At 74.3% G+C, this 18,848-nt stretch carries 12 protein-coding genes and 2 pseudogenes; 5 read left to right on the forward strand and 9 right to left on the reverse strand.

Annotation, left to right across the window (positions count from 1 at the left end):
- Nucleotides 1–17: 17 nt before the first annotated feature.
- From ACOBQU_RS08755 to ACOBQU_RS08765, 3 genes and pseudogenes are all read right to left on the reverse strand, one after another.
- Nucleotides 18–1,348 (reverse strand): annotated as a pseudogene (locus ACOBQU_RS08755) (ABC transporter substrate-binding protein).
- Nucleotides 1,348–2,178, reverse strand: a pseudogene (locus ACOBQU_RS08760) (carbohydrate ABC transporter permease); the annotation flags it as partial. The pseudogenes ACOBQU_RS08755 and ACOBQU_RS08760, both read right to left, overlap by 1 nt.
- Before the next feature lie 67 nt (nt 2,179–2,245).
- Complete coding sequence (locus tag ACOBQU_RS08765; RefSeq protein WP_423625532.1) at nt 2,246–3,172, reverse strand: carbohydrate ABC transporter permease; 927 nt, start codon at nt 3,170–3,172, stop codon at nt 2,246–2,248.
- Between the two features lie 192 nt (nt 3,173–3,364).
- On the opposite strand from ACOBQU_RS08765, the gene ACOBQU_RS08770 reads away from it, so the two are divergent.
- A complete protein-coding gene (locus ACOBQU_RS08770) occupies nt 3,365–4,231 on the forward strand; it encodes a phosphotransferase (protein WP_423625534.1) in 867 nt (288 codons plus the stop codon).
- A gap of 200 nt (nt 4,232–4,431) precedes the next feature.
- Here the strand turns inward: ACOBQU_RS08770 and ACOBQU_RS08775 are convergent, their stop codons facing one another.
- From ACOBQU_RS08775 to ACOBQU_RS08790, 4 genes are all read right to left on the reverse strand, one after another.
- On the reverse strand, nt 4,432–5,142 hold the full coding sequence (locus tag ACOBQU_RS08775) for a 3'-5' exonuclease (protein ID WP_423625536.1): 711 nt from the start codon (nt 5,140–5,142) through the stop codon (nt 4,432–4,434).
- 135 nt (nt 5,143–5,277) lie between these two features.
- Nucleotides 5,278–6,432 (reverse strand): SAV2148 family HEPN domain-containing protein, encoded by a 1,155-nt coding sequence (locus ACOBQU_RS08780; protein WP_423625538.1) that lies wholly within the window; start codon nt 6,430–6,432, stop codon nt 5,278–5,280.
- Between the two features lie 213 nt (nt 6,433–6,645).
- Entirely contained in the window at nt 6,646–7,968 is a 1,323-nt protein-coding gene (locus ACOBQU_RS08785; protein WP_423625540.1) for a copper amine oxidase, read from the reverse strand.
- A 56-nt stretch (nt 7,969–8,024) separates the two neighbouring features.
- A complete protein-coding gene (locus tag ACOBQU_RS08790) occupies nt 8,025–8,813 on the reverse strand; it encodes a Tat pathway signal sequence domain protein (RefSeq protein WP_423625542.1) in 789 nt (262 codons plus the stop codon).
- A 161-nt stretch (nt 8,814–8,974) separates the two neighbouring features.
- Between ACOBQU_RS08790 and glgX the strand changes: the two genes are divergently transcribed.
- Nucleotides 8,975–11,086: a glycogen debranching protein GlgX gene (gene glgX / locus ACOBQU_RS08795; protein WP_423625544.1), complete on the forward strand. Its 2,112-nt coding sequence runs from the start codon at nt 8,975–8,977 to the stop codon at nt 11,084–11,086.
- Here the strand turns inward: glgX and ACOBQU_RS08800 are convergent.
- Nucleotides 11,046–12,341 carry an MFS transporter gene (locus ACOBQU_RS08800; protein ID WP_423625545.1) on the reverse strand — a complete coding sequence of 432 codons (1,296 nt, stop codon included), beginning with the start codon at nt 12,339–12,341 and terminating at the stop codon, nt 11,046–11,048. The two genes, glgX and ACOBQU_RS08800, sit on opposite strands and share 41 nt — an antisense overlap.
- Nucleotides 12,342–12,422: 81 nt before the next feature.
- Here ACOBQU_RS08800 and treY point away from each other — a divergent pair, with 81 nt between their 5' ends.
- Together treY and ACOBQU_RS08810 are read left to right on the forward strand one after the other, a co-directional pair.
- A complete protein-coding gene (gene treY / locus ACOBQU_RS08805) occupies nt 12,423–14,900 on the forward strand; it encodes a malto-oligosyltrehalose synthase (RefSeq protein ID WP_423625547.1) in 2,478 nt (825 codons plus the stop codon).
- Between the two features lie 131 nt (nt 14,901–15,031).
- Nucleotides 15,032–16,273, forward strand: coding sequence for a M14 family zinc carboxypeptidase (locus ACOBQU_RS08810; protein ID WP_423634349.1), 1,242 nt, complete (start codon nt 15,032–15,034; stop codon nt 16,271–16,273).
- A 117-nt stretch (nt 16,274–16,390) separates the two neighbouring features.
- On the opposite strand, the gene ACOBQU_RS08815 is transcribed toward ACOBQU_RS08810, so the two are convergent.
- Nucleotides 16,391–16,951 carry an FHA domain-containing protein gene (locus tag ACOBQU_RS08815; RefSeq protein WP_423625549.1) on the reverse strand — a complete coding sequence of 187 codons (561 nt, stop codon included), beginning with the start codon at nt 16,949–16,951 and terminating at the stop codon, nt 16,391–16,393.
- A 68-nt stretch (nt 16,952–17,019) separates the two neighbouring features.
- Here ACOBQU_RS08815 and treZ point away from each other — a divergent pair, with 68 nt between their 5' ends.
- Nucleotides 17,020–18,822, forward strand: a complete 1,803-nt coding sequence (gene treZ / locus ACOBQU_RS08820; RefSeq protein ID WP_423634350.1) for a malto-oligosyltrehalose trehalohydrolase — start codon at nt 17,020–17,022, stop codon at nt 18,820–18,822.
- Nucleotides 18,823–18,848 lie beyond the last annotated feature (26 nt).

An 18,848-nucleotide genomic window follows, 5' to 3' on the forward strand; every position in this document is an offset into this window, starting at 1 on the left:
AGCGGGGGGCCGAGGCGTCAGCGCTGGTAGCGCCTGAGGACGAGGTTGCCGTCCTCGACCAGGCGGTGGCGCAGTTCGTCCAGGTCGATGGCGCCGCTGTAGTACTCCTGGAGCGCGGGCGTGGCGATCTTGTCCGACCACTCGGGATAGCCGCGGACCGACTGGGCGGGGCGGGGCGCAGGTGCCGGGCGAGCGCGGTGCCCGTCGCCCAGTCGTCCTTCGCGGTGTGCAGCGCCGGGTCCTTCAGGGCCCGCTCGCCGGTGGGCAGCATCCAGTCGCCGCGGGCGAGCCGCACCATGTTGGCGGGCCGCAGGAAGAAGTCGAGGAACGCGGCGGCCTCCTTCTTGTGCGGGCTGTCCTCGGCGATGGACAGGGTCTGCGGGCTCACCCCCTGGGCGAGCCCGTCGGCGCCCGCGGGCGCGGGCAGCACCTGCCAGTCGAAGCCCTCCGGTGCCTGCTGGGCGATCTGCTGGCGGTACGAGAACCCCAGCGGGACCATGGCGTACTTGCCGCCGAAGAAGCCGGGCAGGGTGTCCGAGCCGCCCATGCCGAGGGTCGCGGCGGACGCGCTGCGGTCCGCGTTGACCTGGTCGTGGACGGTGCGCGGCACCACCGCGTCGGCGTCCTCGAAGCGGATCTCGGCCTTGCCGTCGGCGCGCCGGTGGAACAGCTTCCCGCCCGCCGACAGCGACAGGTTGAGCGTCGCCGACACCGGGTCCTTCAGCGGCCAGGCGACCCCGAACCTGCCCTTGCCGTCGGCCAGTTCCCGGGTGACCGAGCGGAACTCGGCCCAGCTCCACGGCTTGGCGGGCGTCGGGATCCGCACGCCGGACTCCCTGAGCCACTTCGCGTTGGCGACGAGCACGCGCGGCTCCTGGAGGAACGGCACGCCGTACACCTTGCCGCCGAAGGTCGCCGTGTCCCAGCTGGCCTTCGGGATGTCGTCCTTGAGGCGCCTCGGCAGCAGGGGGCCCAGGTCGGCTAGGTAGCCGCCGTACGCGAAGTCCGCGAGGTCGTCGGAGGCGTCGTGGATGACGTCCGGGGCCTCGCCGCCCTCGAACGAGGTGAGCAGCTGGTCGTGGACGCCGGTCCAACTGCCCTGGACGTACTCGACCCTGATGTCCGGGTGGGTGGCGTTCCACTCCCGTACGAGCCGCTTGTTCGCCTCGACCGACTCCTGCTGCCAGGCCAGCGACTGGAAGCGCAGGGTGACCCTGCCGTCGCCGCCGTCACCGCCGTCGGAGCAGCCGGAGAGGAGGAGGGCGAGGGCGGCCGCCACGGCGGCGAGGCGGCGGGGCGGAGCCGTGCGGCGGTGGGGCGTGGCCGTCGGGCGGCGGGGCGCGCGCATCAGCTCTTCACCGCCCCGGCCAGCATCCCGCCCGTGATCCGCCGCTGGATGAGCGCGAAGACGACGAGCGACGGCAGCGTGGCGAGGAACGCGGCGGCGGCGAGCGGGCCGAGGTCTGCCGTGCCCTCCGCGCCGATGAAGTGCGTGAGGACGACCGGCAACGTCTGCTTCTCCGGGGTCTTGAGCAGCACCAGGGCGAAGAAGAACTCGTTCCACGCGGTGATGAAGGCGAACAGGGCCGTCGCCGCGATGCCCGGCGCGAGCAGCGGCGCGGTCACCGACACCAGGGTGCGCAGCCTGCCCGCGCCGTCCACGGCCGCGGCCTCCTCCAGCTCGCGCGGCACCGCCCGTACGTATCCGACGAGCATCCACAGCGCGAACGGCAGCGCCCACACCACGTACACCATGATCAGTCCCGGCAGCGAGTTGATCAGGCGCAGGTTCTTCAGGACCAGGAACAGCGGGATGATCACCAGGACGAACGGGAAGGCCTGGCTGACCACGACCCAGCCGGTCGCCGCCCGCGACAGCGGGGTGCGGTGCCGGGCCATGACGTACGCCATGGGGGTCGCGATGACGACGGCGATCAAGGCCGCGCTCACCGCCGCGACCAGGGAGTTGCCCGCGGCCTGGAGCAGGGGCTGCTCGTCGAACGCCTGGCGGTAGTTGGCGAGGGTCGGGTCCTTCGGGATCCAGGTCGGGTGCAGGCTGCCCAGCTCGCGCGCCGGTTTGAAGGACGTCGAGACCAGCCAGAGGAAGGGGAACGCGAGGAAGGCGAGGTACGCGAGGAGCGCCGCGTACTGGCCCGCGCGGGCGGCCCCGCCGGTCCGTGCGGCTCCGGGGGTTCGGGCGGCTCCGGGGTTCGGGCGGTGCGCGCGGGCCCGGTGGTCGGTGGTGTCATCGCTCGTCCGCTCCCCTCAGCCGCCCGACCAGGTACACGGCGAGCAGCACCGAGATCACCGCGACCATGACGCAGCCCATCGCCGCCGCGTAGCCGAACTGGCCGTAGCGGAACGCCTCCTCGTACGCGAACAGCATCGGCAGCCGGGTGCGGCCGCCGGGCCCGCCGTTGGTGAGCACGTACACCAGGGCGAAGGAGTTGAAGTTCCAGATGAAGTTGAGGGCGGTGATGGACAGCGCGATGGGCCGCAGGGCGGGCCAGGTGACCGTGGTGAAGCGGCGCCAGGCGCCCGCGCCGTCCATCGCGGCCGCCTCGTGCAGCTCGCGCGGCACGTTCTGGAGCCCGGCGAGCAGCGCCACCGTGGTCTGCGGCATGCCCGCCCAGACGCCCACGACGATGACGGCGGGCAGTGCCGTGCCGAGCCCGGTCAGCCAGTCCCGGCCGTCGCCGAGGCCGAGGTCGCGCAGCGTCTCGTTGAGCACGCCCGCGTCCGGGTGGTAGACGAGCCGCCACATGATGCCGACGACCACCTCGGGCATCGCCCACGGAACGATCGCCAGGGAGCGGGCCAGCCAGCGGAAGCGCAGGTTCTGGTTGAGCAGCAGCGCCAGGCCGAGCGCCAGCAGGAACTGCGGCACGGTCACCCCGACGGCCCACAGCAGGCCGATGCGGAACGACTCCCAGAACAGCGTGTCCTGCCGCAGGTCCTGGAAGTTCAGCAGCCCGATCCACTCGGTGGGCTCGGTGCGGCCCGACTGCGCGTCGGTGAAGGCGAGCGCGATGCCGTAGAGCAGCGGGCCGACGCTCAGGACCAGGATCGGCAGCAGCGCGGGCAGCACCAGGAACCAGGCGCCGTGGTCCAGCGCCCGGCCGCCGGGTCCGCCCGCCCGGCCGGACCGCCCCTTCGCGGTCGCCAATGTCACGGAATCGGCTCCTTTGGGCGGCTGATGGAGGTTTGGCCGCCCAGGCGGCCCCCGTCATCGTGCTGACGCGAGGGCGGTACGTCAAGCGTCCGCGCATGCCGGAAGTCCGGCTGGCCTGTGCGAATGCGACACTTGCGACGCGGCGGGCGGACCCCCGCCGCCGGATGCGGCACTCGGTGCGGGAGGCACGGGATGGACGAGGCACGGGCGCGGGAACTGCTGGACGCGGCGGGGCTCCCGGCGGACGGCGCGCGGCTGCTGGCCCTCGGCGAGAACGCGGTGTTCGCGCTTGCCGACGTGGACCGCCTCGTGGTGAAGGTGGGGCGGGACGCGCCGGAGCTGCTCGACCGGGCGCGGCGCGAGCTGGCCGTCGCCGAGTGGCTGCGTACCTGTGGCGTACCGGCCGTGCGGGCCGCCGAAGCCGCGCCCCGGTCCGTCGACGGGCACCCGGTGACGCTCTGGCACCGGCTGCCCGCGGCCGAGCGCCCCGCCGGGCCCGCCGACCTGGCCGCCCTGCTGCGCCTTGTGCACGCGCTGCCCGCGCCGCCCTTTCCGCTGCCGCGGCGCGAGCTGCTCGGCGGGGTCGAGCGGTGGCTGACCCTCGCCGGGGACGCCATCGACGCCGCTGACGCGGACTACCTCCGTGAGCGGCGGGACGGCTTCGCCGCCGCTGCCGCCGCGTTGACGCCGCGGCTGGCGCCCGGGCCGATCCACGGTGACGCGCTGCCGCGCAATGTCCTCGTGGGGCCGGACGGGCCCGTGCTCGTGGACCTGGAGACCTTCTCCTTCGATCTGCGCGAGCACGATCTGGTGGTGATGGCGCTGTCCCACGACCGGTACGGGGTGTCCGGGGACGCCTATGCCGAGTTCACGTCCGGCTACGGGTGGGACGTGCGGGAGTGGGAGGGGTGTGCCGTGCTGCGCGGGGCGCGGGAGACGGCCAGTTGCGCGTGGGTGGCGCAGCACGCGCCGGGCAATCCGCGGGCGTTGGCCGAGTTCGGGCGGCGGGTCGCGTCGCTGCGCGAGGGCGATGCGACGGTCCGCTGGCACCCGTTCTAGCCCTCGCGGGGGGCGCCCCAGACCCACCCCTTCCCGAACCAGGGGCGGCTGCCCCTGGCACCCCGCCTTTATCGGCGCTCCGCGCCTCGTCCTCAAACGCCGGACGGGCTGAAACTCTGCCGCACCGGCAGGATCCAGCCCAGCCCGCGACAATCCAGCCCGTCCGGCGTTTGAGGACGAGGCCGAAGGCCGATCAACGGCTATGCGCTCGCTCGCAGGGGCCATACCCCGTCGACCACCGCGCCCGCGTCGCCCTTGCGGCGCAGGAAGCTCTGGAAGTCCGCCGCCCAGGCGGCGTACCACCGCACTTGGCGCCGGTGCAGCTCCGCCGGGCCCAGGTCGGCGACCTTGCCGTGGCGCTCGGCTATCGCGCAGGCGAGCCGCGCCGCGGCCAGCGCGTCGGAGGCGGCGTCGTGGGCCGCGTCCAGGACCACGCCGTACTCCGTGCAGACCGCTTCCAGGTTGCGCTTGCCGCGGCGGTAGCGGTCGACGGCGCGGTCGATCGTGTACGGGTCGACGACGGGGGCCGGGTCGGCGCCGCCGAGGCGGTCCGTCAGGGACGGCAGGCCGTGGCGGCGCAGCTCGGCGGAGAGCAGGGTCAGGTCGAACGCGGCGTTGTACGCCACGACCGGGATGCCCGACTGCCAGGACGACACGAGGACCCCGGCGATGGCGTCGGCGACCTCCGCGGCGGGCTTGCCGTCGGCGGCGGCGCGCTCGCCGGTGATGCCGTGCACCGCCACCGCGTCCGGCGGGATCGGCACGCCCGGGTCGGCGAGCCACTCGCGGCGGCCCAGCTCCTGCCCGGCCCTGACCTCCACCACCGCCCCCGTGACGATGCGCGCCTGGTGCGGATCCGTGCCCGTGGTCTCCAGGTCGAAACCGATCAGCAGCTCTCGGTGCCAGCTCATGGCCGCCCCCTTCGTCGTGGTGCTCTCCCCCAGTGGCCTCCACGATCCCATGCGCCACTGACAATCAGTTGACCGGATTCCGCTTACCGGGGCGCACCGCGGCTCCCGGAGAGCGGGGATGCCCTTACCGAGGGATCAGGACACCGGCCGCGCGTCCGCCCAGGCGACTTCGAACTCCTCCCGGTAGGTCGCGAAGAGGCTGTTCTCGCCGAGGTCGCCGGGATCGCCCGCCCTCACCACGCGGCCCCCGCCGCGCAGCACCAGCACCGGGGCCTCCATGCCGCGGGTCCTGCGCAGATAGGACTGGACGACCGCGATGCCGTCGGAGCCGTCGCCGTCGACCAGGTACGCCGTGAAGCGGGGCGTCTCGTCGAAGACCTGGATCTCGAAGGCGCCGGGGTCCTTCAGCCGGGACCGCACCCGCCGCATGTGCAGGATGTTGGACTCCACGGAGCGGCTCAGCTCGCCGCGCTTGAGGCCCAGTTCCCGCTCCCGGCGCTTGACGGCGCTGCTCGCGGGGTTGAGGAAGAGCAGCCGCACCCGGCAGCCGGTCTCCGCGAGCCGCACCAGGCGGCGGCCGGAGAAGTTCTGCACCAGCAGGTTCAGGCCGATGCCGATGGCGTCGACGCGCCGCGCCCCGCCGAACAGGTCCTCCGCGGGGAACTGCCGCAGCAGCCGCACCCGGTCGGCGTGCACACCCACCACGTCCGCGTACCGGTCGCCGACCAGCTGCTCGACGGCGTCGACCGGGAGCCGCCGCGCCGACGGCACGTCGGAGCCCGCGCCGAGGATGTCGAGCAGCCGCGCGGAGGCCCGCTCGGCCTGGGCGAGGACCGTCGGGGACAGCGCGCGGTTGCGGGAGACCACGTTCCGGGCGACCTCCAGCTCGTCCAGGGCCAGCTCCACCTCGCGCCGGTCGTCGAGGTACGGCTCGAAGCAGGGCCAGTGCTGGACCATCAGCTCCCGCAGCTGCGGCAGGGTGAGGAAGCTGAGGACGTTGTCGTCGGCGGGGTCGAGCAGATAGCCCTTGCGGCGGCTGACCTCGCGCACGGCGACGGCCCGCTGCACCCACTCGTGGCCCGCGGGCCCCGCCGCGGCGACCACCCAGTCCTCGGCGTGGACGGGCTCGTACACCGGACGCAGAACAGCGGCCACGACCGCGCGCAGCCGCTGTTCCACGAGGTTCAGCCAGATGTAGGCCCGCCCGGCCCGCTGGGCGCGCGTACGCACCTCGCGCCAGGCGTCGGCGTCCCAGTCCAGTTCGGGTCCGATCTGGGATCCCGTCTCCATCGGCCGTGCCAGGGACACCGCGGTGGGCGGGACGCCGTCGGAGCTCCCCTCGTGACCCGCGTCACCAGGGGCAGCTCCCGCCCCTCCGCGCTCACCCGTGCACCGCCTTCCACTTCCCCGGACTCTCCCCCAGTCAACGATCAAGGAAGGGTACTCCGGGAGCGGCGCGCGGTGCAGCCCGATGGCCCCGATGAGCACGCTCATCGGTCAACTTCAGGTGCGCGGCCTGCCGTTCACGCCCGACAGGTCACTCGGCGTGAGCGGGCTCATCGCCGTCACGTCGCGCGGGGCCAGCGAGAAGCCCTGCCAGTGGACCGGCATGGGCTGCTGGTCCTCGTCGCGGGCGATGTGGTGGAAGCCGATGTTGACCCAGGTGATCGGGTGCTTCAGGGACTCGCCGCCCACCCACTGGTCGACGCTCTTCGGGTAGCCGTTGGGGCAGCCGATGTTGTTGCTCGCGTACTGCTCGCACTTCTTGTACTGGGTGAAGTACACGTCGTGCTTGGTGTACGGGCGTCCGGCGTGCTTCTGGCTGGCGCCGGGCACGATCTCGTAGCTGCGCGGGTGGTTGTCCTTGTTCTTGCCCGCGGTGCTCACCACCCGCCACCAGCGCATGTCCTTGCGGTCGCCCATCAGCTCCTTGGTGATGGGCGTGCGGGTGGTCTTCGTCTTGGGGCTGCCCTGGCCGCTCGGCGGGGTGACCTTGGAGTCGTACTGCTCGACCTTGGCCTTGGGCGAGCCGTCGAGGCCGAAGTTCAGCCGCCAGAAGACGTTGTGCGAGTGGCTCTCGGCCTTGGCCTGGTCGCCCTTGCCGATGGGCCAGCCGCGGTCGTCGCCGCCGTCGAAGTCGTACGGCGAGAGGCTGCCGGTGGCGCCGACGTTGGAGGTGATGGTGCCGTCCGAGGAGAAGCGCCACTCGGTGATGTACTCGTACCAGGCGGCCTTGTTGACGGTGTAGACCAGCAGGTCCTTGCCCTGCGCGGTGTAGACCTTGCCGTTGCCGGAGGTGCTGGCGTCGTTGTTCAGGCGGTAGGCGTGGCCGCGGGCGCGGGTGGTGACGCACAGGCCGGGCACGTTGCCGCGGTCGGCGACCTTCACGGTCTTGATGGTGCCGCCGGGACACTCACTGGTCTTGAGCTGCTGGAGGAAGCGGCCGATCTCGACGCCGGTGATGTCGTCGAACTCGGCCTCGCCGTCGTCGTAGGGCACGTGGATCTGGGCGAGGCGGGCGCTGGTGAGCACCGGGATCGGCTTGGCCTCGCCCTTGGGCTGGTAGCTGATCTTGTCGAGGATGAGCCCCGAGTACGTGTTGTAGTGCCAGCACATGCGCCAGGTCGTGCCGCCGTCGACGGTCTGCTCGATCTTGTACGCGGCGCTGCAGTCGGCCGGGGGCGCGGGGGCCTTCGGGGCGCTTCGGGGGGCCGCCGACGCGGGGCCCGCCGTGGTTATCGCGGCGCCGAGGAGCGCGGAGACCGCGAGGGCCGTACCGGCCCACCTGCGGGCGCGCGGGAATCTGTTGCCGTGCGTGACGTGCATGCGAGAAGTGGCTCCTTCAGGAGGAGAGAAGGTGGGTGGTGCCCGGTGCGGGCGGGTCAGCCGAGACGGCCCACGTGGCGGGCGCTCAGGTCCACGACAAAGGCCCGCGTGTCGATCCACGGCCCGTTCTTGACCTTGCCGACGACCTGGACGCAGCGGTGCGTGCCGCACTGGCTCAAGTCGGAGGGCACGCGCTCCACCGTGTCCTTGCGGAAGATGAAGCCGCTCAGGTCCAGGTCGCCGGGGCCGGTGAGGGCCTTGCCCGTGGCCTTCTTGTAGTCCTCCTTGAGGCCCTTGCCGTGCTCGTCGGCGATCAGCAGACCGGCCGCCTCGGCCAGCTCGTCCTTGTTGGCGGGCGGCTGGACGTTCCGGGAGCTGGTCGTCGACTCGACCTTGTTGGTCTTCAGGTTCACCGTCTTGGTGATGACGGTGTCCTTCTTGTAGTCGTAGTAGACGATGTCCGCGCGGCGGGCGGTCTCGTCCCCGGTCTCGCTCTCGGTGAGGTTGGTGGAGAGCCGCTGCGGCCCCCGGTCGCCCTCCACGTTCCGGGCGCTGGCCCGCAGTTCGCCGCTGTTCAGGGCTATCTTCTCGGCCCGCTCGGTCTCCGCGTCCGTCAGCGGGTCGCTGCCGACCCCCTCGGAGCCCTCGTTCGGCGCCGCCTCGACCCTGCCGTCCGGTGCGACGGCGTCCTGACGCGAGGTGCCCACGGCCGTGCTGCGGCTGCCGGAGTCCTTCGCCCCCGCGTCGTCCGGCAGCGTCACGGCCACGGTCGCGGCGGTCGCCGCGACGGCGAGCGCGCCGCCCGCCACCACCTTGCCGAGGTGACGTCTGACTAGCTTGCGCAACTTCCTCCCCTATCTCCCCGTACCAGCCCCATTTCCAGGGCATGTCGAGTATGTGGTCAGCCGGTTAGACGGACTCAACTCCCCTGGGGTTGCCCCACTTTCGGGCAGAGTCTGGCGCGGGTGACCCATGAGGTGGCGGCGATCGTGGAAGAGTCAGAGGTATGCAGGACTGGCCTGGGCAGGCGTACCCCCTCGGCGCCGCGTACGACGGCGCCGGAACGAACTTCGCGGTCTTCTCCGAGGCCGCCGACCGCGTGGAGCTGTGTCTGCTGCACGACGACGGCTCGGAGACGGCGGTCGAACTGCGCGAGTCCGACGCGTTCGTGCGCCACGCGTACCTGCCCGGCGTGATGCCGGGCCAGCGGTACGGCTTTCGCGCGCACGGCCCCTACGACCCCGCGCGCGGGCTCCGCTGCAACTCGGCGAAGCTGCTGCTCGACCCGTACGCGCGGGCGGTGAGCGGCCGGATCGCCTGGGGCGAGGAGGTGTACGGCTACCACTTCGACGCCCCGGAGCAGCGCAATGACCTCGACTCGGCGCCGCACATGATGACGTCCGTGGTGGTCAATCCGTACTTCGACTGGGGCGACGACCGCCCGCCGCGCATCCCGTACAACGAGACCGTGATCTACGAGGCCCATGTGAAGGGCCTGACCATGCTGCACCCGGACCTGCCGGACGAGATGCGCGGCACGTACGCGGCGCTCGCGCACCCGGCGGTGATCGAGCACCTGACGCGGCTCGGCGTCACGGCCCTGGAGCTGATGCCGGTCCATCAGTTCGTGAACGACCACCGCCTGGTCGACCTGGGCCTGAACAACTACTGGGGCTACAACACCATCGGCTTCTTCGCCCCGCACAACGCGTACGCCTCCTGGGGCGACCGGGGCCAGCAGGTCCTGGAGTTCAAGTCGGCGGTCAGGGCGCTGCACGAGGCGGGCATCGAGGTGATCCTCGACGTGGTGTACAACCACACGGCCGAGGGCAACCACCTGGGGCCGACGCTGTCGTTCAAGGGCCTGGACAACGCCTCGTACTACCGCCTGGTGGAGGACGACCCGCGCTACTACATGGACACCACGGGCACCGGCAACTCGCTCCTGATGCGCAATCCGCACGTGCTCCAGCTGATCATGGACTCGCTGCGGTACTGGGTCACGGAGATGCACGTGGACGGCTTCCGCTTCGACCTCGCGGCGACCCTTGCCCGGCAGTTCCACGAGGTGGACCGGCTGTCCTCGTTCTTCGACCTGGTGCAGCAGGACCCGGTGGTCAGCCAGGTGAAGCTGATCGCCGAGCCGTGGGACGTGGGCGAGGGCGGCTACCAGGTGGGGAACTTCCCGCCGCTGTGGACGGAGTGGAACGGCAAGTACCGCGACACGGTGCGGGATCTGTGGCGGGGCGAGCCGCGCACGCTCGCGGAGTTCGCCTCCCGGCTCACCGGATCCTCCGACCTCTACCAGGGCGACGGGCGCCGCCCGCTGGCCTCCATCAACTTCGTGACCTGCCACGACGGCTTCACGCTGCACGACCTGGTGGCGTACAACGACAAGCACAACGAGGCCAACGGCGAGGACAACCAGGACGGCGAGAGCCACAACCGCTCCTGGAACTGCGGCGCCGAGGGCGAGACCGACGACCCGGACGTGCTGGCGCTGCGCGCCCGGCAGCTCCGCAACTTCCTCGCCACGCTGATGCTGTCGCAGGGCGTGCCGATGCTCAGCCACGGCGACGAGTTCGCCCGCACGCAGGGCGGCAACAACAACGCGTACTGCCAGGACAACGAGGTCGCCTGGGTGCGCTGGCCCGAGGGCGAGAGCGCCCTGCTGGAGTTCACGCGCGCGATGGCGTGGCTCAGGCGCGACCATCCGGTGTTCCGCAGGCGCCGCTTCTTCCACGGCCGCCCCGTGGAGGGCACGCACGACGAGCTGTCGGACATCTCCTGGTTCACGCCCGAGGGCGAGGAGATGACGCAGCAAGACTGGGAGTCGGCGCAGGCGGGCGCCCTGACGGTGTTCCTCAACGGCAACGCGATCTCCGAGCCGGGGCCGCGCGGCGAGCGGATCACGGACGACTCGTTCCTGCTGCTGTTCAACGCCTCCGCCGAGGAGCTGGAGTTCGTGGTGCCGGTCAACCAGGGGCGGCAGTGGCAGGTGGTCGTGGACACCGCGCGCGAGGACGGGGTGCCGCCCGGCACGGGGGCGAAGGTCCGGGCCGGGGAGCGGATCACGCTCACGGACCGGAGCCTGGTGGTGCTCCAGCGTCCGGCGTAACCGGGCGTACGCACAGGGCCACGGCGAACGCCACGGCCGCGGCGGCGCTGCCCAGCGCGAACGCCGCGCTCGCGCCGCGGGCCTCGGCGAGCCGCCCCGCGACGGCGAGCGTGACCGCCTGCCCGCCGACGAAGGCGCTCGCCGCGACCGTCATGCCCTCGGCGAGCCGGTGCCCCGGCACGGCCCGCTCGGTCAGGGCGAAGCCGGTGACCAGGTTCGGGGCGTACACGGCGCCGAAGACGGTGACGACCGCGTACAGGCCCGCGAGGCTGTCCGTCCACAGCAGCGGCAGCGACAGGAGCGCCGCGGCGGCCGTCGCGGCCCGCCAGCGCGCGGGCAGCCCGACGCGCTCCGGCACCGCCGCCATGGCCAGGCCCGTGACGGCGCTCATGACGCCCATCGCGGCGTACACCAGGCCCGCCTGTCCGGGCGCGCCCGTCTCCTCGGTGAGCGCGGCGATGCCCGCCCCGCAGGCGCCGAGCATCACGCCGAGGCAGGCCAGGCCGACGCGGACGACGTGCGCCTGGCGGGGCAGGCGGGCGCGGGCGCCGCGAGCGCGGGGCGCGGGCGCCGGGCGCGCGGCCCCGGCGGCGCGCGCGGTGGGGTGCAGCGCGAAGCCCGTGCCGCAGACGGCGACCAGCGCGGCGGCGGCGCCGAACGCGTACGCGGGGTGGCCCGCGACGGCGGCGAGGCCCACCAGGGCGGGCCCCACAACGAAGGACAGCTCGTCCATGGTGGACTCCAGCGACAGCGCGGTGTGCACCAGCCGTTCGTCGGCGCCGGTGCGGCGCACCAGCGGCACGACGCGGGCGCGGGCCAGCGGGCCGATGCCGGGCACGGTCGCGCCCGCGAGGGCGCCGAGCGCGAGCAGCACGGGGGTGGGCGGGCCGAGCAGCGCGCCGAGGGCGCACACCGCGATCGCCACGGCGTTCAGCGCCGCGCACACCAGGACCACGGGCCGCTGCCCGTGCCGGTCGGCGAGCCGCCCCACGAACGGGCCCGCGGTGACCTGCCCCAGGGCGAGCGCGCACGCGACGGCGCCGCCCGTGCCGAGCGAGCCGCTGGTCTCGCTGACCAGCAGCACGCTGCCGAACTGGATGACGGCGACGGGCAGCCGCCCCAGGAACGACAGCACGGGCAGGGCGGCCCCGGTGCGCCGGATCACCTCGCGGTAGGCGGCGCCGGTCCCGCCGCGCGGCGGCGCCTTCGGTGCCGCTCCGCCCTCCGCGCGCGTGCCGCCTCCGTACGTGGCCATCCTCGGACGCTAGCGGCGGCGCCGGGGGTGCGCGCATGCGTCGATGGCACGAAAGCCCGCGGGGCGGGTACGTACGTTCGCATGACGTCTCCGCTTCCCGCGTCCGCCGTCCCCGTGCCGCCCACCGCGACCTACCGGCTGCAGCTCCAGCCGGAGTTCCCGTTCGCGGCCGCCGAGGCCGCGGTGCCGTATCTGGCGTCGCTCGGCGTGTCGCACCTGCACCTGTCGCCGGTGCTGGAGGCCGTGCCCGGGTCGGCGCACGGGTACGACGTCGTCGACCACGGGCGGGTGCGGGGCGAGCTGGGCGGCGAGGCGGGCCTGCGGTCGCTCGCGCGGACGGCGCGGGGCGCCGGGCTCGGCCTGGTCGTGGACGTGGTGCCGAACCACATGGCGGCCGACCCGGCGCACAACCGCGCCCTGTGGGAGGTGCTGCGCGACGGCCCCGGCTCGGCGTACGCGCACTGGTTCGACGTCGACTGGGCGGCGGGCGGCGGCAAGGTGCTGCTGCCCGTGCTCGGGCGGCGGCTCGGCGCGGAGCTGGAGCACCTGCGGGTCGACGGCGGCGTCCTGCGCTACCACGACCGGGTGTTCCCGCTGCGCGCGGGCACCGAGCGGCTGCCGCTGCCCCGGCTCCTGGACGCCCAGCACTACCGGCTCTGCTGGTGGCGCCTGGCCCGCACCGAGCTGAACTACCGGCGCTTCTTCACCATTTCCGACCTGATCGCGGTGCGGGTCGAGGACCCCCGGGTGTTCGACGCGACGCACGCGACGGTGCTGCGGCTGCTCGACGAGGGCGTCGTCGACGGGCTGCGCGTCGACCACCCGGACGGACTCGCGGACCCGGGCGCGTACCTCGCGCGGCTGCACGAGGCGACCGGCGGGCGCTGGACGGTCGTGGAGAAGATCCTCGCCGACGGCGAGCGGCTGCCCGCCGCGTGGCCCGTCGCGGGCACCACCGGGTACGACGCGCTGCGGCACGTCGACGGCGTGCTCACCGACCCCGCAGGGGCGCGTGAACTCCTCGCCCACTACCGGCGGTTCGCCGCGCCGCCCGCCGACCGCGGGGGCGACTGGGCGGCGACGGTGCGCAGGGCCGCGTACCAGGTCGTCACGCGGGAGCTGGCCGCCGAGGTCGACCGGCTCACGCGCGTGGCGTGCGGGATCTGCGCGGCCGACCCCGCGCTGCGCGACCACGCCCCGTGGGCGCTGCGCACCGCCCTGCGGGAGCTGCTGGTGCGCCTGGAGGTGTACCGGCCGTACGCGTCCGGGGGCGCCGACCCCGCCACGGTCCTCACGGCCGGGGCCGCCGCCGAGGCGAAGGGGGCGTTCGCGGTCCCCGAGGAGGCCGAGGCGGTGGACGCGGTGCGGGGGCTGCTGCTCGGCGCGGCCGACGGGGGCGCGGCGCGGGCGGAGTTCCAGGCGCGGTTCGCGCAGACGGCGGGGGCGCTGCGGGCCAAGTCCGTGGAGGACACGGCGTTCTACCGGCACACGCCGCTGCTGTCGGCCGCCGAGGTGGGCGGCGAGCCCGGGCGGCCCGCCGTGGACGTCGCGGAGTTCCACGCGTACTGCGCGCGCCTGCAGCGCGACTGGCCCGCCACCGGGACCGCCCTGACCACCCACGACACCAAGCGCAGCGCGGAGGTGCGGGCGGGCATCAGCGTCCTCACGCAGGCTCCCGGGCGGTGGGCCGACCTGCTGGCCGAGGTGACCGCCCGGACCGAGGGCGCCGAGGAGGCCGAGGGCGCCGAGGACGCCGAGGGCGCGGCCGGGGTGCGCGCCCCCGACCCCCAACTGGCGTGGGCTGCCTGGCAGACGGCGGTGGGCTTCGCCCCGGCGGACTCCCCCGCCCCGCCGGACGGGCACCCCTCGTCCGCCGAGCGCCTCCAGGGGGCCCTGCTCAAGCACGTCCGCGAGGCCGGGCTGCACACCAGCTGGACCGAGCCGGACGAGGGGTACGAGGGGGCGGTGGCCGCGTTCCTTCGGGCGGGTCCCGGCGGGCCGCCGCGGCGCGCCGTGGCCGCGTTCGCCGCCGGGCTCGCCCCGCACGTCCGCGTGAACGTGCTGAGCGGTGCCCTGCTGCACCTGACGATGCCCGGCGTGCCGGACCTCTACCAGGGCACGGAGCGGACCTTCCACGCCCTGGTCGACCCCGACAACCGCCGCCCGGCCGCCTTCGACCCGCGCCTGCTCGCGGGGCTTGAGGCGCGCCGGGCCGCCTGGGACCTCGCGGACGAGAAGCTGGCGGTGACCGTGGCGGCGCTGCGGCTGCGGGCGCGGCGGCCCGGGCTCTTCGGCGGCGCGGGCTCGTACGCGCCGCTGGCGGCGACCGGCCCGGGCGGCGCGCACTGCCTGGCGTTCCGGCGCTCCGGTGACGTGGTGGTGGCCGTGACGCGGCTGTCGCTGCGCCTGGCCGAGGCGGGCGGCTGGCGCGGCACGGAGCTGGCGCTGCCGGACGGGCGGTGGGGGGATCTGCTCGTGCCCGGACGGGAGTTCGGCGGGAGCGTGCCCGTCGCGGACCTCTTCCGGCGGCTGCCGGTGGCGCTGCTGGAGCGGCGCTGACGCCGCGCCCGCAGGGCCGGGGCGGCGAACCTGTGAGGGCCCTGCGGAGCCCGCGCCCCAAGTGCTTGACACGGTAACTTCCCCGTGGCGTACTGCGACTCACGTCAGCGGACCGGTCGGGGGTGAGTCGCCTGGCGGTGAACCGCTATCCCAGTGTGGCCGAACTCGTCGCGTCCGCGCGGGACCTCGCGGCACGCCACCCGGACCTGTGCGCGCTCCGCCAGGTCGGCACCTCGCGCGGCGGCCGCCCCCTGCACCTGCTGTCCGTGGGGCACTGCCCGCACGCGGTCCTGGTCGTCGCGGGCGCCCACGCCAACGAACCCACCGGCGGCTCCACCCTGCGGGCCCTCGCCCACCGGGCCGTGCGGGAGGAGGAGTTGCGCGCGGACCGCTCCTGGCACTTCCTGCTGTGCGCCGACCCGGACGGCGCGAGCCTGCACCGCACCCCGGCGCCGCGCACCCTCCTCGACTACCACCGGCACTTCTTCCGCCCGGCGGGCCCCGAGCAGCCCGAGTGGTCGCCGTCCGTGCTGCCCCCGGACCGGCTGCCGCCCGAGACGCGCGCCCTGACCGGCGTCATCGACGAGCTGCGCCCCTACCTCCAGGTGTCGCTGCACTGCACGGACCTGGGCGGCAGCTGGGTGCAGCTGACGCGGGACATCCCGGGGCTCGCCGCGCCGTTCGCCCGGTCGGCGGCGCGGCTCGGCATCCCCGTGGAGACCGGCGCGTCGGACGCGGCGGGCTGGCCCGTCTCCGGCCCCGGGGTGCACGTCCTGCCGGGCCCCGGCTCGGCGGCGGCCTACCCCAGCCTGCCGGAGGACGCCCGGCACACGACGTGGCACCACGCGCACCGCTACGGCGGCGCCACGGCCATCGTGGAGGTGCCGATGTGGGCCAGCGACCTGGTCGACGACGTGTCGGCGCACCCGGCGCCGCGGGCCGCGCTGCGCGGCTTCGCCCGCCGCCTCAGACACGACGCGGGCCTGGTGGAGGAGGTCCTGGCGGACGCGCTGCCGCGGCTGCGGGGCGCGGACGGGCCGCTGCTGCGGGCGGCGCGCTGGGCGCTCGGCCTGGTGCCGGGGCTCGCCGACGACTGGGGGCGGCTGCCGCCCGCGGGCACGTCGATGGCGTACGTCGGCAGCGTGGACGCCTTCGGGCGGCGGCTTCCGCTGCGGGCCGCGGCGATGCTGCTGCGCACGCTGCGGGCCGCGGACGACCCGGGGGCGTCGCGGCTCGACCAGCTGGTGACGCAGTGGAGCGGGGCGTTCGCCGAGCGGTTCAGGGCGCGCTGGGTTCCCCTTGAGCATCAGGTGGAGCACCAGGCGGGGACGACTGTGGCGGCAGCGCGATTCGCTTGGCGGGGGCGCCTTTAGCAGGGGGGTGGCCCTGGGGGTTGTTCTTTGGCTGCGGGTTCGTTTGGGCTGGGCGCGCAGTTCCCCGCGCCCCTTCGGGGCGCTGCCCGCACTGCCCGTGGGGGGCTTCGGGGGGCTTCAGGTTGTTGCCAGGCAGAAGGCCATGTGGCCGAAGGAGACCTGGTCTCCGGCTCGGACCACCGCGGCGCCGATCACCCTGCGGCCGTTCACCGTCGTGCCGTTGGTGGAGCCCAGGTCGCGCAGGACCCACAGGCCGCCCTGGTGGATCAGCTCGGCGTGCACCCGCGAGACCGTGTCGTGGCTCAGGCGCAGGCCGTTCGCCGGGTCGCGGCCGATGCGCAGCGGGTACGCGCCGGGCGCCGGGAGCAGCAGCTTCGGCAGCTTCTCGGCCTGCCAGGCCCGGCGCAGCTTCACGCCGAAGCCGGAGACCGCGCCGACGGCCGACAGGACCACGCGCGACCAGCGGTTCTCCGTGCGCAGATCGGCGGTGAGCCGGGCGAGTTCGTGCCGCTGGCGGGCGGCGAGGGCCAGCTCCATGCGGCGTACGAACGTGTCGTGCGAGAGGCGGCCGAGCGCCGCTCCCTCTCTGAGGACGTCGAGGGCCCGCTCCCGCTCGGCGTCGGTCACCCGCGCCGACTGTGTGTCGTACTCGGAGGAAGCCGTCGATGAGGTGGTCACGCCGACGATTGTCGACCAGGTCAGGCCGGGTGTCCAGAAAACGCCGAACGCCCCCGCCGCGATCGCTTCTGACGCACCATGGGGGGCGTCGACGCAGGGCCGACGAGAGGGCTGCCGTGAGGTTCGAGGTGTGGGCACCGCAGGCGGAGCGGGTCGATCTTGCCGTACGGGACGGGGGCGAGCGGCGGGTGCCGCTGGCGCGGGACGCCGGGCGGGACGGGTGGTGGGCGGGCGGCGCCGAAGCGGAGCACGGCACGCGGTACGGCTTCTCGCTGGACGGCGGGCCCGTGCTGCCCGATCCGCGCTCGGCGCGGCAGCCGGACGGGCCCGACGGGCTCAGCGCGGTCGTCGAGCACGGGCGGTTCGCGTGGCGGGCGCCATGGGCGGGGCGCGGTCTGCGGGGCGCGGTCCTGTACGAGCTGCACATCGGCACGTTCACGCGCGAGGGCACCCTCGACGCGGCGGCCGGGCGCCTCGGGCACCTGGCGGACCTCGGCGTCACGCACGTGGAGCTGATGCCGCTGTGCCCGTTCCCGGGGCGGCACGGGTGGGGGTACGAAGGGGTGTCGCTGTGGGCGGTGCACGAGCCGTACGGCGGGCCCGACGCCCTGAAGCGGTTCGTGGACGCGGCGCACACCGCCGGACTCGGGGTGGTCCTGGACGTGGTGCACAACCACCTGGGGCCGTCCGGCAACCACCTGCCCGCGTACGGGCCGTACTTCACCGACACGCACCAGACACCGTGGGGCGCCGCCGTGAACCTGGACGCGCCCGGCTCGGACGAGGTGCGCGCCTACCTGCTGGGCAGCGCGCTGGCCTGGCTGCGCCACTACCGGCTCGACGGGCTGCGCCTGGACGCGGTGCACGCGCTGCGCGACACCCGTGCCCTGCCGTTCCTGGAGGAGCTGGCGGCGGCCGTGGACGCCCTGTCCGGCGAACTCGGCAGGCCGCTCGCGCTGATCGCCGAGTCGGACCTGAACGACCCGCGCGTCATCACCCCCCGCGCGCGGGGCGGCCTGGGCCTGCACGCCCAGTGGAACGACGACTTCCACCACGCGCTGCACACGGCCCTCACGGGCGAGTCCCAGGGCTACTACGCGGACTTCGCGGCGGCGCCCCTCGCCGCGCTCGCCCGGACGCTCACCCACGGCTACTTCCACGACGGCACCTACTCCAGCTTCCGGGGCCGCACCCACGGGCGGCCCCTGGACCCGGCGCGCACCCCCGCCCACCGCCTGCTGGGCTACGCGCAGACCCACGACCAGATCGGCAACCGGGCGCAGGGCGACCGCCTTGCCGCGGCGCTGCCGCCGGGCCTGCTGGCGTGCGCGGCGGCGCTCGTCCTGACCGGACCGTTCACGCCGATGCTGTTCATGGGCGAGGAGTGGGCGGCCGGTACGCCCTGGCAGTTCTTCACCGACCACACCGACCCGGAGCTGGCCGAGGCCGTACGGCGGGGCAGGCGCCGGGAGTTCGCCGCGCACGGCTGGGCCGAGGAGGCCATCCCCGACCCGCAGGACCCGGCCACCCGGGACCGCTCCTGTCTGGACTGGTCCGAGCCCGAGCGGCCGCCGCACGCGCGCGTCCTCGCCTGGCACCGCGAGCTGATCGCGCTGCGCCGCGCCCGCCCCGACCTGCTCGACCCGGACCTGGCGGCGGTGCGCGTCGCGTACGACGAGCGGGCCCGCTGGTTCGCGGTGCGCCGCGGCGACCTGCGGCTCGCCCTGAACCTCGGCGAACGGCCCGTGGACGTGCCGCTGGGCGCGCCGCACGCCCGCGTCCTCGCCGCCTGGGAGCCGGTGGCGGCGCCGGGCGCGGACGGGGCGCTGCGGCTGCCCGCGCGGTCGTGCGCGGTCCTCGCCGCGGAGTAGACCGACGGCCGAGGAGGAAATCACCC

The organism is Streptomyces sp. G45 (genome assembly GCF_049542095.1).
Taxonomy (GTDB): domain Bacteria; phylum Actinomycetota; class Actinomycetes; order Streptomycetales; family Streptomycetaceae; genus Streptomyces.